The following is a 19,403-nucleotide window of genomic DNA, read 5'->3' on the forward strand; positions in this document are numbered from 1 at the left end:
TTAACCCTTCTCTTCTGGCTCTTCCAACGTCAGTTGCGCCGTCTGCGAGTCTAACCACCCCAGAAAACCCTTCTGCATCTTGGCCCACAAGCCCTGCGCCACAGGCTGGACCGAAGCCCCAGTATCCGCAGGTTGGGCCGGAGCTGCCGCTGGGGCATCACCAGGAGCTGCCGCTGGGGCATCACCAGGAGCTGCCGCTGGGGCATCACCAGAGGGAGCGCCATCGCTCTGTTCAGGAGCCGCCTGTTGCCCGGCTGGTGTGCCATCCTCACCCGCGCTTTGGTCGGCTGGTGCGGGTTCTGTACCCTTATCACCGGCGGGTGCGGTTAGCAGATCGTCACTCCCTTCATTACTGAGCTGCTCTGCCTCAGTCGGAGCTCTGAAAAGGGTCTGCTCTGGCAGGCTCGCACGCTCAGCCAACAGCGAATTACCCGGCAGAGAGGGGTTGTTTGTCGGGGTTGTATTAAGGGCACCATTCAGCAAGCCAGAGACCCCTTCCGGTGCCACAGGCTGCCCATGGACCGTTGTGGCCACACCGCTGGCATCGCCCTGTTGATTCGCAGGCGAAGTGATGTCAAGCATGGCTTGTTGGGTGGCCGCACTCTGTGACAAGTTCTCTTGCATGGTCGCCGCATTGGCCCTGACCGCTTCAATCCGGTTGGTGCGATGACTGGTGCTAATGGAGAGGCTGGTTAAGGCATCCTTAGAGATCACCGACTTGCCCACAAACATGGCAACGTGACCACTTGCAGCATTCACTTTACCACCCTGCAAAATACCCTGTTCCGTCGATAGCCCCACCCAACTCTCCGATGAAGCAATGGAGATTAGGTCATAGTTCAGACCATCAACACCCACCAACACCACATCACCAACACTGCTGTTTTCTGCATGCACACTGGCCACATCAAGGCGTAGGAACTGCGAGCCAAATTGACCAATGCCACTTACTGCGGATAGATTGGCAAGCCCAGCAGTCTGTACCACATTGGTGGTGTCGGTGGGTAGTATCGCCACCGCAGATTGCAGTTGAATGGCCCCTTGGTTGCTCTTGATGGTAGCAACCCCCAAATTACCCGCCAGCGTCTGCACGCTAATGGCCCCTTGATCGGTGCTGATGGCAGAGCCACTCTCCATAAGCAGATTGCCTGCACTCACCACCAACGAGACGTTGCCACTGCCCTGGCTAATCACCACACCGGTGCCATTAATGGTGAGCCCATCACTCTCCGTCAAATAGACATTGCCGCTGGCATTGGTTAGCTGCAATGTATCCACACTTAGCATCATGGGGGCCTGTTCACTGCCCACCCCAACGCCCGTGGTCATGGTGAGTGTACCCCCTATAATTTGGGTATCACTGGAACTGTAGACCGTGCTATCTGCGGCAGTGAAGGTAAGCGTATCGGCCTGCACAAGGCTTTGCGAAGCGAGGGTTATGTTGCCACTCTGGCTGGTCATGGCCAGCGTGGTACCCTTCAGGCTCGCGCCGCTGGCAACCGAGATATTGCCGTTTTTGCTTTGCAGCGTCATGTTCGTCACCGCCACGCTGCTGCTGGTGGCCAAATCCACTCCACCATTTTGGTTGCTCACATTAAGGGTTGTGCCCTTAAGACTACTGCTGCTACCCACCGTGATGGTGCTGCCCTGACTTTGCAGCGCAATCGTATCAACCTCGACCGTCAGTTGATCCGCCAGGGTAAGCGCTCCTGTGCCGCTATCTGCACTCAGGCTGCTCCCCTTCAGAGTGCTGCTGGTGCCGACTGAAATCGCGCCACCTTGGCTCTGGAGTGTCACATTGCTCACCGCCACCGAGCTGCTGGTGCCCAGTGTGATGGTGCCATTTTGGTTGCTCACCCCCAGGGTGGTACCCTTAAAGCTGCTACTGTTGCCAAGGGCGATGGCACCCCCCAAGCTTTGCAGGGAGACCGTTGTTACCTCGACGTTGGCCTGATCACCCAAGCTCAAGCTGCCCGCACCGCTGTTTACCGTTAAGCTGCTCCCTTTAAGGGTGCTGCTGGCACCCACCGAAATGGCCCCGCCTTGGCTTTGCAAGGTTACGCTGTCAACCTCTACATTCACCGAATCGGCCCATGTAATGGCCTGATTTTCCGTCGTTACGCTCAGGCTTGTACCCTTAACCGTGCTACCTGTACCCAGGGTCACAGTGCTACCCTGGCTCTGTAAAACGGTATTGGCCACGTTCAAGCTGCTGCTGCTGTCCACCGTGACAGCACCGCCCACACTCGACAGGGTCAGGGTGGCACTGCTGGTACCGGTGGTCAGTTTGGCGGTGCTGCCCTCGGCAATACCACTAAGCTGCAAGCCATTGCCGCTGGTATCTTGCATCTCTACCCAGCTATAGCCTTGGCTCCCCACATCTCCCCGCAGATCAAAGTGGTCGGCCCCCGTCACCACAAAAGCAGAACCATCGCCCTTCCACAAACCATTATTGGTGGCCCGCAGAATAACATCGCTCCCATCAATCACAATGCTGCCACTCTGCCCCGCCCCACTGGCCAACAGACGGGTACCATTGCTCAAGATCACTTCACTGGCCCCGGTGATGGTCATTTTACCACCCTCACGCAGCACCAACTCATCACTAAAGGTCACGACCCCCGTCGCCGCGATGGAGATATCCCCCTCCACATAGACCCGCTCACTAAAGGTCACGTTGGTTGCATTGGTGATATTTAATCCCTCCAGATCCTCCAGCGCGGTGACATTAAACTTATAGGAGGCATCATCCGCCTGCGCCCCCAAAGAGACCGCAGAGATACGCAGCTCATCACCCACCACATAACCACCACCGCTGGAAACCATGGTCAAGGATGTCACCACCCCACCCACAACCGTGATGTTGGCGGTCGCCCCGCTGCCACTACCACCCAGCACGCTCACCCCTTGGTAGCTGCCATCGGCATAGTTGCTACCCGCGCTGCTCTGCTGCCAACTGGCCACCCCATCACCCACACGGCCACCAATGGTGAGGTTGCCCCCCACATTGAGGTTTAGGATATCCTGATCGCCCAGACCGCCATTAACGCGACCCGTTACCGTAATGCCTGAACCCGCTGTTAGGCTGGCCCCACCGGTAACATGCAGAGCATCATTGATCAACATACTGGTCTGGGCTGTAGTGGAGCTGCCATCACTTAACTCGGTGGTATGTCCCGGACCCTGAATTTCCAAACTCAAGAATGAGGAGAGACCACTAATCTGGATATGCCCGCCCTCGCCCTGGGCTTGCAGCAACAGCGGAACATCCAAAATCAGCCCAGCACCGCCATTTAAGCTAATGGGGTTTGAGCCACCATCGCTGCCCAAGGTCAAGGGGCGATCCAACCCAACAAGGCTGCTGGCAAGAATGCTGATGCCATCACCACCACCCAGACTAATGGTGGTGCTGGCACTGCTGGGTTCGATTACCAGACCCGCACCCGCAGGCAGTTTGGCCAGCAGCGCACCAAAATCCACCTCGCCCTGCTCCAGCGGCGGCATGATAACAAACAGCTCACCTTCACCGGCATAAAGCGTCTCGCCTTCAGCGGCCACCAACTCGCCACGCAGGGCAATCCGTTCGCTCACATCCAACGTAATGCTCTGGGCATGTAGATCACCATTGACGATAAGGTTCTCCGCCTCGATCACGAGGCGCGTGCCACCTAGATCAATGATGCCGCCCTCTTCCTCGGCCATCAGACGCACCGTGTCACCACGCACCACCAAGGTACCCAGACCTTCATCCCAGCTAATTTGTTCGCCTCCTAACAGCAGGGTGCCATTGCCAATCTTAATCAGATTTTCCGAAGCAGACTGCTCCAGCGGTTTAAGATTGAGCTCCAGAGTATCATTACTCAGGCGGTCATCCGCGTCATTTTTGAGGATCAACTGACTGGGCTCACGCTCCTTATTGGGTTTGGAGTTGCCCATGGAGACCCGCACCGTATCTGCCCCGCTCGACGCCTGTAGGGTCAACGGAACATGGGTCAAAGCATAGATATCCAGCACATCGGCCAGATCACCCAAGCGGAGATCACTGACTGTAGAGCCACCCAAACGCAGGGCGTTACCGGGGTTGGAGAAGACCTCAAAGCGGCCCGCATTATACTGGGCATTCATGGCAAAGGCCTGCACCACCTCCAAAGAGGTCGAGCGCTCGGTGACATTATGGCCATCATCCGCCACCAAGTGCAGCGCCCCTTCTACCCCTGTCACAGCTGGGGTATAGCGCACGCCACCCTCTGCGGCTAACAACTGCGAAAGAGACGCCACGCTGCCAGTCAATTGTGCCCCGTTCTCCACAACCGTGACCGTGATGGCAAGGTTTGCGGCCAGCAGTTCATCGAAGGAGAGCGCCCCACTCTCCACCGTCATAGAGAGGTTCAAAGAGGCAGAATCCGCATCCACCAAGGTACCCAAGGGCAGCACGATGTCGCTGGTATACTCATCGCTCACGATAACTCGTTCGGCCAGATCCAGGGTTGGTGCCGCCGACAGAGCCGGTATATTAAAGGTGTAGATAGGATGACCCGCCGCCACCGCCACAATTTGGTTGTTGGCCGTGTCGATGCTCACCCCCCGCCAAGCGGGTACGCCATCAACCCCAAGCACGCCATGGCCGGCCACCCGCACCCAGTGGGCACCCTGGTCATTACTGACCAAGATACCGTCAGAGGTCGCCGCCGCCAGCAGTTGGCCATCATCAGAGATCGCCATGCGCGCATAGCTACCCACCGAACCGGCCCCCTGCCACTGCCAATTCGTTTCACGGGTATCGGCAAAATAGACCGCGCCACTCTTGGTTACACCCACCAGATAGCGACCATCCACATTGGCCTCAACCGAGTACCAATCGGCCCCGCTTACATTGCGGGCATCGTTGTTCCAGTTAAAGCCGCCGTCACTACCATAGGGGGCGGTATAGACCGCGCCACCGGAGCCCGAGGCAGCCAGTAGCACACTTTCATCATCACTGGCGGCCAAGTCGTTCCAATCGGCGTCGGCGGGATTGATCAACTGCCAGCTACCATCGCTGTTTCTTAGGCGAATTTCACCGGCGGTATGAACGTTTTTCCAGCCCCAGTTAAAGATGTTTTTAAAGAAGAATTCGGTGTGGTTGGTGGGGTCATCCATGGTCAACACACGACCATCATTCAGGGCCAATACCGCATCGTTACCATCATCGGGCACTTTAGCCAATACCCAGGTTTGGCCGCCATCTTGAGAAACCGCCAAATCCCCACCGCTAGCCAGGGCTGCAATGGTCTGACCATTCCCCGAAACCGAAACATAGCGGTAGCTACGACCGGTGGGGGATCCCGAATCCCGCCATGTCAAGCCGCCATCAGAAGAGAGGTAGATACCCTGCTCTCCACTGCCCACTCTGGCTACAGCGGCCATCACATCACCACTGCGTGACATATCTTGCCAATCGAGGGCCACGGTGGTGCTCTTGGCGCGTTGTACATTGGTTTGCGCCATGCTGGCAAGATCACCCTGGGTAATCACAAAGGTGATGTTACGGCTGGATTCATCGCTATCATAACGATAGCCCGCATAACCCGCGTTGAAGTAAGCATTCAGCGCGGCCAATGAACCGGTAAAGGTGCGCACCGTCTCGCTGCCCCCTACCGTTACCCCATTTTTACTGGCCCCTTCAATAGATCCATCCAACGCCGACAGGGTAATGGTGGCATCTTCTTCACTGTCCCCACCAAAGGCCACCCCAGGCAGCGGCAATGCCGCCACCCGCCCCCGCACCGCCGAGAAGCTTTGTGGTACCGAAACAGTCGGCGCACCCGGCAGCACACCAACCACACTCATTAAGGCGTCTGGCACCCCACCCGAGAAGTCGGTCAAGGAGATCTCCCCACTGTTTTCAACAATGGTATTAACCCCCAACACCCCGGCAAAGATGTAGCTATCCACACCACTGCCGCCGATCATTCTGTTCACCCCTTGCAGGGCATAGAGGGTATCGTCACCCCCACCAGCCGTGAGGGTATTGGTACCGCGCCCCCCCACCAAAATATCATTCCCCAACGCACCTGTTAATTGGTCATCCCCCAGGCCACCCACCAGCGTCACCGAAGCGGTGCTACCGGCTAGCGCGGTCAACACGTTATTCCCTTCCAGATCCACCGCCATACCCCCGGCGGAGCCCAGCAGAATGGTATCATCCCCCGCGCCGCCATCGGCCAACACACGCACATCCGAAAGGGCGCGGGCATCCAGCTTATCGTTGCCGTCGCCCAGATCCACCACCACCTCGGTAACCCCAGTGTACTCGCGGTAGTAGTTGCCAAACTGCACCTGCACCACCCCATCATTACCGCTTAAAATCCAGGTTTCGGCATCATCCTCGGTATCCAGATAGAGACGATCCGAGGCCCGCTCCCCGGCATACAGGGTCAGGGTGCCATTGTTCACCACACCCAGCCGTGGCTGCACGTTTGGCATGCTGAGATTAATATCCAACACCTTGACGCTAAAGATTTTATAATCAAAACCAACGGAGAAGATGCCAATGCCAGCCCGACCCCAGATATAGCCGTTGATGTAGGCCCCGGCATGAATCGAGAAGAGGTTAAGCGGCCCCAACCCTTCGTATTGCCACATACTGACAATTTCCGAGGCACGAATTTTACCATCCCCCTTAAAGGTGGCACTGGTCACCAAGCCCGTGCTGTCCCGCACAATGGTCGCTTCGGCCAGATCATTCAGATCCACCCCAACCCGCAGCTCAATAGAGCCGCCCAAACCGGCGGAAACCAAACCCGCAATGCTCAGGCCCCCTTTCAGACCCAGCTCCATGGTGACGCCAAACTCCGGCTTTTCTACCCCACCCGTACCGGCGATCAAAGAACCATCACTGCCCACTTGGGGCAGGGTAAAGTCACCCACATAGAAGCCATCCAGCACATCCAACGCTCTACCGGTCTCAAACGCCTTTTGCACGCCATAGGTATCAAAACCAAACGAAAGATCGGCATAGGCACTAAAGGAGCCAAAGGCACCAATGACGACTTGCAACCACGAAAGCGGAGGGTACGGGATAGGAATAATCGCCAAGGTGGTATCAAAGCTGGCAGAGAACTCCAGCAGCGGCAGCTCATAGGTAAACAGGGTGGCATTACCACCACTAAAGATTTTGGCCCAGTTGGAAATGTCGGTTAGGTAGTTCAAGAACTGCAAACCAGAGCGTTCAGGAGAGCTCTCAGCACCGCCATTGGCGGTTTCTGCAAAGCCATTAAACTGCTCCAGCATACTGGTTATCGCGCCATCATCGCCACCGCCCAGGCTGATGCCATCACCTTGAACAAAGGTAATTTCACCACCACCTAGGCCATAGATGCTCCCCAAGGGCAGGCCAGAGCCAATGGCCGCCAAGGTCTGTACCATGGCAGGCATATCCAGGGCAAACTGCACCGCATCCAAGAAAGCCCAATTGATGGGGGGCTTGCCGGAGGTTAGATCCCAAATTTTACTGATCAAGCCCCGGAAGGTTGGATCACTGGGGACCAGTATGTTCAAACCAGAGACCCTTACGGTCAGCGCATTCACCAGATCCCGCAGCGGCTCAACAACATTGGCCACCTTGTTGGCGATAGGCAGCAAGAAATCCAATACCGTGCTGTTCATATCCAGGCGCAAGTTCTCTAAAGAGATCTCTGGCGCAGCCACCGACTCATCCCCCAAGCGCCAGTCCCAATCCAACACAAAGTCGCCTATCAATTTAGGTAGACCCGTTACCCCCAAAGTGAGCCCCAGATCAATATGGGTATCAATGCCCAAGCTGGCTTGCACCGACTCCAAGGGACGTGAGAGCACCTGATCCAGGGTTAAAGCCCCCGATTCATCCCCCACCAGATCAATATAGAGACCACCACTCAAGCCGCTACCCTGATGCCCAGCCAAGGTATCATTGGTATCTTTATCAATAACTTCGGCTTCAAAAAAGAGCAACGAACCGGAGCCCGAGAAGGGGGTGATAATGTCCGAATCGGTGGGATCCCCATCCAGGTAGGCTTCCAGCTCCAAGCCAAGCTCAGCCCGTTCATTTTCGTCGTTGGTGTTAAGGTGAAAACCTTTGCTCTGGGAGAGACCAAAGCCAAAATCGTAGAACCAATGGGCATCAAAGGAGAAGCCACCATCCACATTCAAGTCAAACCCAGGTAGGTCAATATTAAGGGGAATATTCACCCCCGTACTGACAACGGTACCACCCAAGCTCATATCAAAGCGGATATCATCCACCCCGCCCGTGGGCAGCGGTAGATCGGGTTGCCAAGTAGCGATGCGCACGCCCGCTTCATCATAAAAGGCGATCTCAATATCATCCACGGTAACCATGTTGTCGCCGTTATGATCCAGCAAAATCCCCAGATTATCGAAGGTATTAAACAGGGCATTGCGGATGAGTTCCACCGGTTTACCATCGCCAGAGAGCTTGTCCCGCAGGTCTTGTAACAGGCCGCCACGCAGGTTGCCGATCATCTGCCCAGCATTGGCCAGATTTTGCCCCACAAAGGGGATATCCCCGGCCAAACTGCTTTGGAACAGATCTTGGACCACACCTAGGCCCAAATCGATACCATCCAGCACAATGGTGGGATCATACAGCAGCGCAGCCAATCCGTTCTGATTACCACCACCGGCACTGGCCAGATCAAAATCGGGCAGCCGCATATCTAGCACAGAGCTAAGATCCGCACCCTGCCCCGCCAAGGCTGAGACCAGCGACTGCAAACCACCACTACCCAATTCACTGGCGGTGCGCAGTTGCAGCACCCCAATGTTCATATCGCTGTTCAACACTGTCACGTAGAGGGGCAGTTTAAGATCAAAGGCTCCCACCACCTCAAACTGGGCCTGACCATCCACCAGCGCCAATTGCAGCGAGGCAGGCGTATCGGTGCCCAGCTGACCATCGGCATCCATCACCACATAGCCATTTTGGGTCGAGATCGAGAGCGGCCCCAGGTCAAAGGCCAGATCCATATCCTGAGCCCGCAACCCCGCAGTCAGGGCCAGACGGGTGCCGGTATCGGTAAGGGCATCATAATCGCCCAGGCTAATGGAGAGCTCACCACCCTCTGGTGTAGGCAGTCCCACCGCCAGACGCAGTTGCAGGTCAGCCCCCAGATCCAGGCCAATATTACCCTCGCCAGAGAGGTCGATGAGGGCATCAATACCCTGGGGCAGTGAAAGGCCCAGCATGCCCGCCAAGGAGGCCAGATCCAGATCCAGTGCCACCTCATCCTGGTACGCAAAGCCCATGGAGAGATCCACATACAGCGTATTGGTGGCACTCTCCAAGCTAAAGTTCAGCCATTCAGGGGGCAGTCCCAGCGCCTCTTCCAACAGAATTTCAGCTTGGGCCAGACCCTCGGCGGGATTGGCCGCCGCCTCTTCCACAAAACCGAGCCAGGTGTCGCCCACGGCCATGAGTTCGGCTAGGGATTGATTAACCACCGGCAGAGCTTGGTTATAGAAGGGTTGATCCTGCACCAGCTGATCCACACTCTCAATTCCAAAGCGCAGCGCCGAGATAATCTGGCCAAAGTCCAACTGGCTTACTTGGGTCAATTCACTCAGGTCGGGCAGGACCACATTGAGGCTATTCACATCCAACAGATCCGGCAGGTTGATGCTCAACGCCAGCTCTGGGGCCAGATCATAGGAGGCACTGCCTGCATTCAGGGACAAACCCTGCAAGGATGCCGAGGCTGAACCACCCAACTCAAACACCACACTATCAAACCCTTCCGTCACCAGCTCCGCGATGCTAAAGCGGGTACCGCTCTGGTCATCCTGCGGGGTGCGGTCCAGTTTGACCCCCACATTGGCATCAAAATTAAGGCCCGATCCACTGCCCGCCCCACCTGCGGCAATGCTCACAAAACCATATTTGGCCTCGGCCCCAAAATCATCCACCGCCAGCGACAGATCGGCCGAGGCACTAAACTGATCAAAGTCGATGGTAAAGTCATCGCCACCAAAACCCAGCAGCAGGTCAAAGCCCGCTTGCAGATCGGTGGCGATCTGCCCCACCGCCTCGGTGGAGAGCTCCAAGCCACCAGCGTTACCCAGCGACAGATCCAAATCACTTTGCACGCTACGGTGATCGGTAAAGCGCACGGGAATACGCAAATCACCGGTAAGGGCGTCATAGGTGACGAGCTGATCCCCCAACAAACCGGAGTTGTTCAGCGCCGTGACAAACGCATCCATGGTGGTGATTTTTTCCCGCTCAGCATGGATCTGATACTCTGCCGCATCCGCGCTGCTGCTCCATGCGCTAGCGAGGGTAAGGCTGCTACCATCCGCCGCCACCGACTCAATTTGCACGCTCTGTGTGCCAATGGTGAGCCACTGTTTTTCCATGGATTGGGCAAACTGTCCCGCTGTGCCCAACAGCTGCTTTTCGCCCTCTACAATGGTCGTGGTGCCGGTGGCACTGGCACTCTCTCCCGTCGCCGGTTGCCACTGTTGCATCGGCTTGTAGAAGTCAATTTTATCCACCACCTGCGTATTAAAGCTCTCTGCAATATTGAGCAGCTCCCCCAAAGAGGATTGGATAAAGGGCATATTTGACAAGCCCAAGCTATCAACATCAATACCGCCCAAATAGTCCAACATCTCCGGCAGGGCCAGCAGCAGATCCTGCATGCTCACCTTGGTAAAGTTGGCAAAACGTTCAAAGTTTTCACTGGTTACTGACAGCCCACCATCAAACAGGTTGCCCGCAATGGTCACACTGGGCACCGCACCATCCCCGGTGAGATCCACCCCCGCCACCGAAGCATAGACCGGCAGGTAGAGCTCAATTTGGTTGGCACCCTCGCTTTGGGGCATCACCACAAAGTGACCATCTACCATGGCGATACCACCAGCAATGGCCGCATGCAGCGCACCGCGCTGCCAAGGATCACCGGTTGTGCTATTATCCCCTTCGCGTCCAATGCTCAGATTGAGTGGCCCAAGCGTTGCCCCCAACACCACATCCTCGGCGGCCAACTCACCGGCAAAGCTAAGCTCGCGCAGATCAAACTCGGCATTGAGCCCATGGCTCCAATCCACCAAGAAATCAAAATCAAGAGCCGCCGTGAGCTGGGCATCAATGGTGAAATCACCCTCCAGTTGCACACCCAGGGCATCCAATGAGCTCTCTAGCTCAACCGCCAGATCTTGGAAGCCAATATCCAGCCCCGCCGTCACACCAATCGCCAAACCAGATTGGTCGATCATAAAGCGTAAGGGGGTCTCGCCCTCCAGCGTGGCAAGCCCCGACTGCGGCGCCCAATAGCTGTTTAGGAAGGTCAACAATCCTTGCAAGGTAGGCAGATTTTCCACCCCATAAACCACCTCGGGCAGATCCACCAAGGTGGTCTCTTGGCCCATGTAGTGGCGCATATAGTCGCCCAAGTTGAGCACCGGGGAGAGTGCCACCAGCTCATCCACCCGTTTATTAATCAGGGGCAAGGCATCGGCCTGTTCCAGCCCCTCGCGGGCTGAACTCAAATCCCCGGCTATTTTACCCAGCGATTGACCCAGCAGACCGGTCAAGGAGGCATCCAGATTATCAATGGCAAAATCGACCCTATTGTCAGCCTCGGCAAACGCCACCGTGACCAGCTCACGCCCCACCTGCACCGTCTCCTCTAGGGCTAGGCCGGTACGGTTGACATCCAGTGCCACATCCCCAAACAGCGTAACCCCCATAAGCCCTGGTATGGAGAGCGAAACAGAGGCATCCAGACTAAGGGCAAACCCACCATTGGCGGTAACCAGCGCCAACGCACCATCCCGCACCTTGGCGCTCTGCCCCAAGGCATTGACCTCCGCCTGTAAATTACTCATGCCCAAGTGCAGTTGCTGCCCTTGCAGCGCGAGGGCAAAATCCCCAGAACCGGCGAGTATCGGTGTCTCGCCCACATCCCCCAAGGCGATGTTCAAAGAGCCGGCAGCCTCCAAAGTGGCGGTATGGCTATCCAGACGGAAGCTTCTGCCAGGATGCTGCGGCAACCTGAGTATGGTCGCCCCACTATCCAAGCCGTCACCATCAATATCACCCACCCTAAAATCCACCACCCGACCCGCCAGTTCCCCAGCGGAGGGGCCCATATTCAGGGTAAGATCCAGACCATTGGCGACCAGTTGCAGGCCATCCACCCCACTGAGCATGGCGGCATCCGCATGGGCCTGCATACCGATAAATTGGGCCCCACTGCTTAGATCATCCAGCATCACCAGCGCCAGGCGGCCATCCAACATCTCGACCCCGGTGAAATCCTCAATCTGCTCCGATGTAGCACCGGGACCTGCCTTGAGGTTAACCCCATCGGCCAACAAGGTTGTTACCCCCATGCGACGGCGGCTACCATCGTCCAGCGTGACCATGCGCTGCCCAGCCCGGCTCAAGGCAAAGCTGCCCACCAGACTGACCACCTGACTCACCTCGACCACCGCATCCAAGCCCAAGGCAAACTGTTCGCCCGCAGCACCATCAAAATCCAACACGATGCTCTCTTTGCCCGCCACACGGCTGCCGGTCTGTACCGACACCGCTTGACTGCCCGAGAGATCCAGCACTTGGTTATTGCTTACCCCCGCATAACTGCCCAGCCCCATGTTCAGATCCAAGGAGAGGCTGTTGGCCTCAATAACCAGACTATCCGGCAGACCCAGTGCCGCAGCATCCAAGCTCACGCTCTCCACCTGGGCCGACAGCGCCAACCAGCTCCGGCTATCGTTACCATTGGCCGCTTCAGGACGCATCAGCACCAGCCCCAGATCAAGATTTTCCACCTGGATGCCCTGCACCTGGGCGGTAAGATTGCTCGCCCCCACAAACAGCCCCTGGGCGGCAAGGGTGCGTCCCGCCACCACCATATCCATGCTCTGTTGCGAAAGCTGCATCGAGCCGCTGGCCGAGAAGAGATCCTCAATACCCAGATCAAAGGTACCGGCAATCAGCCACCGTTCGGAGTCAGCCTCCAGGGTAAAGCTCTGCCCCCCAGCGGAGACGCTGCGCACACCCGTTGCCAACCAATCAATCACCGCATGATTGGCAGCCCCAGTGGCACTCTGCCCCCAACCCTGGTTTAGCGCCAGTTGCAGATCACTACCGGCCATCACCACGCCGTAACGATCCATCCCCGTCACCGCCAAGCTGTCGGCCATGCCTTGCAGGGTCAACCACGCGCGGCCATCCCCCTGCTCGGCGGAGGCGGCCAGCACCATGCCGAAGTCCAACCCGGTAATGGCGACCCCCAGACCATTCACCCCCATGCTGGCGGTGACATCATTACCTGCCAAGGTCAGCAAATTGGCCGATACCTGAGTGGCATCCGACAGGGTGAGGGTCTCATGACTCTGCGCAAAACCCACCCGACCATCAATGCTAAACAGTGAATCAAAGCTGGCGTGGACCTGCCCCTCGACCCGCAACAACTCACCCAGCTCACCGGCAAAGGTGAGATCCTGGGCACTGCTGCTACCGGTACGCACCGTATAAGGGGTGGTAAAATCGAGCACATGGCTGTTGTTATCCAGGGTACTGCTCAGCCCATAGACGCGGTTAAGATCCACAGTCAGATCGCTGATGCGCATATCCAGGGGCAGATTCACCACCTCTAACGCGCCCGCCTGGGCCGAAAGGGCGAGCCACTGCACCCCATCCAAAGCGTTCTGCTGGGCATCCAGCTGATTGCTACGGGCCTGGAACAGCCCCATGGCCACCCCAACCCCGCTGAGTGAGAAGCCTGCGGCATCAGCGTTCAGCACCTCACCCTCTACCCGGTAGGGACCACCGGTGCCCACAAAGCCATCCAGATCGCTGGCTCCTAGGGTCAGGGTATCCACCATGACCGTGCTACCATCGGCCAGGGTCACGCTCTCTTGGCGTTTTTCAAAGGCGGCCTCACCATCCAAATAGAGATAGTCATCCAAGCCTAGGCTCAGCTGCCCAGCCACGCTCAGGGATTCGCCCAAGCTGCCATCCAGCGAGAGGTTATAGCTGCTACCGGTACCGGTGGCGACATTCAAGCTGTGACGGGCAAAATCCATAACCCGATCATCCCCCTGCCCAACCAGATTGACCGCTACCGACAGGTCACTCACCCCCAGTGTAATGGCATCCAGCCCCACAAAACGGGCCGCCCCAACCTGGGCTTCAAGGGCAACTCGGGTTACGGCTGCATCGGTTTGGCTGGCCACCACCAAGGCAAAATCCACCTCGGCCAAGGAGAAACCCACCGCATCCTCACCAGGGCTATCCTCGATGGTAATCATGTTATCGTGATTGCTATCGACCAACGCCCCACCGTTGATGCCCGCAAAAGCTTGTAGATTGGCCCCGCCAATGGTGAGCAGATCATGCTGCACCACATGGCCGTCGCTCAATACCAGGAATTGGGTGGATTTTTCAAAGCCCAACGAACCGCTGGTGTAGAAGAAATCCCCCACGCTCAGGGTCACATCCGCCGTTGCACCAATGAGTTGCCCTTTATCTCCGCTGACATCTAAGCTGCGGCTGCTACCGCTGCCGGTCAGGATCTCCATGGGCGAATGGGCAAAGTCCACCACCTTGCTGGCGCTCTCCACACCCACATCCAGACCAAAGACCTGATTGACTGAGACCTCAATATTTTGCGCCGACAGGGTAAGCTCTGGCACCCCAACAAAGGCGACCTCAGCGGCACTGGCCTCTAGCCCCAACCACTGTACACCCGCCAGTTTGGTACTCTGGGCAGGGGTCGAGAGCAGGGCCAAGGCAAACTCGGCATTGTCCATCACAAAACCGGTGGCATGGGCATTCCGGGTATCGGTCTCATCCACCACGCCATCCAGGTTGCTGTCCACAAAGTAGGGACCGCCCACCCCAGCAAACAGGTTTAAACCGGTACCACCTAGGGTCAAGGCATCCACATCGAGCTGTTGTCCATCGGCCAAGGTGACGCTCTGGCTGGATTTTTCAAAACCAATACTGCCTTGTGCCTGCACAAAACCCGCAACGGAGAGATCAAAGTGACCCGCAGCCTGCAATAGCTGCCCCTTATCCCCCGCCATATCCAAGTTCATGCTGGTGGTATAACCCGTCGCCACTTGGAAGGGCTGTGCGGCAAAGTCGATCACCTGTTCGTCCGCCAAGGCTTGGTCGACACCCCTCACTTGGTTGATATTGACCATTAAATCGCTGGCCGTGGCGGTCACTTGGGGCACACCCACCAGGGCAGCTTCTTCTGCCGTGGCTTGCAGGGCGCTCCACTGACGGCCACCCTCTTCATAGAATAGCCCCATACCAAACGTTAAGCCCGAAGCGGTCAACCCCATGGCCGCTGGATTGATGGCATCCTCGCTATTGACCAGACCATCCCCATTGCTGTCACTGCGGTAGGGCCCATTAACCCCCACAAAGGCGTTTAGATTGGTACCACCAATGGTCAATACCTGGGTTTGTCGTTGGCTGCTATCGGCCAAGGTGACCATCTGGTTGGCTTTTTCAACCGAGATGGTGCCACCCACATGTAAAAATCCACCCACGCTTAGATCCATGCCACCGGAGAGACGCAACATCTCACCCCGGCTACCATCGTGGCTAAGATCCATGCGCTTGCCGGTACCCGTCACCAGCGTAACCGACTGGGTAACCGCTTGCCCATCCACCATATGACTGGCAAAGTCGATAACCGGGCTATCCATCAGGCTCTGGCTCTGACTATCCAGGAACTGCCCCTCAACCCCATTGTAATCCACCCCGAGATCGTGGATATCCAGGGTTAAATCCTCCGGAAGACCCAGCAGATCCACGCGGCCCACACTGGCGGTCATGGCGGTCCACTGTGTGCCGCTATAGGCGGCATCACGGGCCGAGAAGATCCCCAAGCCAAAATCGACATCCTGCAAGCCAAAACCACGGGCATCGGGATTAAGTTCATCCTCGCTCAGCAAGCCATCTTGGTTGACATCGCTGCCATAGGGACCAATACCGGCAAAACCGCTCAGGTTCTCACCGCCAACACTGAGCAGAGCGGTCTCCACCACCTGCCCATCCGAGAGTGTGACCTGCTGCAAGCGCCGCTCAAACCCAACCGAGCCTGACAGCTCCAAAAACGCCCCTGCCTTCAGCTCAATATCGCCACTGGCCCGCACCAACTGACCCTTGGCCCCATCTATGCCCAGACGCATGCTATGGCCGGTGCCGGTCACAATCTCAAACGGTGCCCGCTCGGGGTCGCTGTAATCCACCACCAGGGTCTCCGCGTCAAAACGCGTATCCACCCCACTGACCAAGTTAATATCCACCGACAGATCCCGCGCCGCGAGGGTAATGTCGTGGATACCCACCACCGCCACACTGCCTGCATCGGCATGCAACGAGGTCCAAGTGACCCCCTCCAGATCGCTCTGGCTGGTGCCGCTGTTCATCAACGCCATGCCAAAGTTGACATCCTCCATGGCCAAGCCTAAACCATGCGCCATGGGTTGATCCTGGGCGTCAATCACCCCGTCCTGATTGCTATCCTGCCAGTAAGGGCCATCAATCCCGGCAAAGGCATAGAGCCCCTCACCCCCCACGGTGATGGTATCCATATTGACCGTGGTACCATCGGCCAGCACCACTTCACGGGTAGATTTTTCAAAACCCAACGAACCCGACAGGTGGAAGAACGCATCCACCTCCAGCGAGACATAACCTGATGCCCGCACCAGCCTACCCGAGGCCCCATTATGAGCCAGGGTCAGGGTGTCGCCCTGCGCATTGATCACCACATCCAATGGCGCGGCAATATAGTTGACCACGCTGCCATCGCTGCCTAGGTTCAGATCCACCGCCATCTGCTCGACACTAAATTCCACCACCGGCAAACCAACCTCCGTCACCGATTGGGCCAAGGCGGTGGTGCTTACCCAAGAGCGCCCGGCGCTGCTGGGATCTTCTTCCAGATAGAGGGCAAAGGCCACCTCCACACCGCTGAGCTCAAACCCAGCCGCGCTGGCATTGGGGCTCTCATCCTCCAGATCCCCATCATGGTCGCGGTCTTCCCGGTAGGGGCCATTAAAGCCCACAAAGCCATTAAGATTCTCCCCGCCGATGAGGAAACGGCGCACCTGGGCCGTGCCTTCGCCATCATCCCCAGAGAGGGTAATGGTCTGTAGCGCGTTGGAGAGCAAGAAACGGCCATCCACCGTAAAGAAGTCGCTGGCCCGCAGGGTCATGCCCACCGCATAACTGCGTTCGCTCCCGAAATAGTGCGCATTGTGGAACATACCGAAGGCATCGGCATCGGCTTGGCTATGGGTTTCAATGGCCAGCTCGTCGGCGGCCACCCGAGGCACCACCTGCAACGCCAAAGTTTGACCATCCTGGCTTATATCCAGCACCGTAGTGCCATCGTCATACCCAAACAGCCCTTGCGCAGCATTAAACATACCTTGCAAGGTGCCTGCTTCAATCAACCCAAACTGCGCACCCAACTCGGGCACATACCCTTGCTGAGGGGCTATGGAGAGGTTGCCATCCAGATTTAAATAACCACTGACCTGCAACCGGTCACTCTGCCCATCCCCATACAGGGAGAGGGCAAGGGTCTGGCTTGCACCAAGGGTTTGATCCCCCACAATGGTGATCACCCCAGCGGCACTACGCCCAAACACCGCCGCCGCTTCGGCACCGCTGCCATCCACACTCTGCAACCCTTGCGCCGCCGTAATCACCAGGGCATCCTGCCCCACCAATACCGCCGCGACATCCAGGGCCTCGACATCCTCATTTACCAACTGCACCGCCTGCGAGGCTGTGAGCAATAGATCCCCCCCGGCCAATGCCGCCACCCGCGCCCCGTGTTCAACGCGGATCACCGCCGTCACACTGCCACTACCGGCAGAAAGTTGGATCGCCCCGCCATCCAGCGTGACCATGCCGCTGCCAGCACTCTGGCTTTGGCTGTCAAAGGCAGCGGCCCGCGCCACCGCAACCGATACCTCACCCACCGTTACATGGTCGTTTTCAACCAGCACCATCCGGCCCTGGCTTTGGCTGGCCAATTGGTCAACCGCAAGATCCAGCGCCTTTAGGGTTGCGCTCGCTTCGCCCACGCCCCCCTCAGCCACATCCACACCAATGGCCTCACCCGCTTGCAGCCACAAGCCGGTGGCGCTGATGGCAACCCCAGCGCTGGCCCCGTTGAGGATCGAACCACGCTGGGCCACCACCGCCACATTACCCTGGGACTGAATCTGGCTCACCACCACCCCATCGTTGGCCTGCACCCAGAGATCCCCCAGGCCGCTATTAATCAGCGCATCCTGCTGCTGGGTAATGCTGCCCCGGCTGGTTATCAGCTCCACCGAGCCATCCCCACTCACCAGCGAGCCCTGCTGGATCAACGATCCCCCCGCCAGTAGGGATACCGCGCCACCAGCAGCCTGTAGGGTTCCACTCAAGATAAGGTCGCCCACAGTGGTGATGCGCACATCCCCAGCGCCGTTAAGCAACAGCGCCGGATCAGCGGATTGAACATCCAGATCTAGCAACTGCAAATCGCCCTGGTTGTGCACCACAATGGCACCCGCCGCACTCTCGACCTGCAAGGCTTGGCTCTGTAACAGCAGGGCATCGGCGGTCAAACCCGCCCCCGCGGCCACTGCGCCAACACCGGCATGACTGCCCTGGGCGCGCAAGAAGATTTGATCGGCGGCCAGATCGGCAAAGCCCCCCTGAGCAACCCCCAAGATAGCCCCATCCAGGGTGGCAAGCGTTGCCTGACCGGTGGCACGCATGCGGTTAAGACGCAGATCTCCCACCTGCTCACTCAGGTAGAGATCGCCCCCCACAAAACCGGCAAGGCCCGCCCCATCCGCCGCCAAATCCACCTCGAAGGCGCTGCTTGCACTGCCCACATCCCCGTTGGCCACATGCAGGGTCAGAGACTCCGCACTTACCCCTGCGCCAACCTGGGTTTGGATGCCCGCTAACGCCTCCAGGGTCAATGCCCCAGCGGATACCCCAGCGGCCAGGGTCAACACCCCGCCTGCGGCTTCAATCAACGCCCCGCCACCATGGCTATCCAGATCGCCCGACAGGGTTACGGCCCCCATGCTACGCACCGTAATTTCCCCCGCCACACCCACACTGCCCGCCGCCAAACCGGTCAGATCCAGCGTTGCACTACCCTGATTTTCAATGCGAATATCCGCGCCCGCTGTTACCGCAAGGCTGCCCAGTTGGCTGCTGGCATCCAACGCCACCGTCACCGAGCCACCCGCTTGCAGATCCAACTGGTTGGGCAGCAGTGTGACCCCTTTAACCACAATATTGCCCGTGGCTTGAATGGTCACAGCGGGCAGAGCGGCATCGCTCCACCATTGCGTAAAGCCGCTCTCCAGATTCA

General features: G+C 57.8%; 1 protein-coding gene (only partly in view). It reads right to left on the reverse strand.

Annotated elements, in window-relative coordinates; translation table 11 throughout:
• Positions 1-19,403: the 3' end of a hemolysin-type calcium-binding protein gene (locus tag MMC1_RS11255; RefSeq protein ID WP_011713819.1), read on the reverse strand. The gene runs 26,335 nt beyond the window's last position; 19,403 of the gene's 45,738 nt are visible here — the last part of the coding sequence; its start codon lies off the right edge, out of view; the stop codon is at positions 1-3.

It is taken from the genome of Magnetococcus marinus MC-1 (assembly GCF_000014865.1).
GTDB classification, from domain to species: domain Bacteria; phylum Pseudomonadota; class Magnetococcia; order Magnetococcales; family Magnetococcaceae; genus Magnetococcus; species Magnetococcus marinus.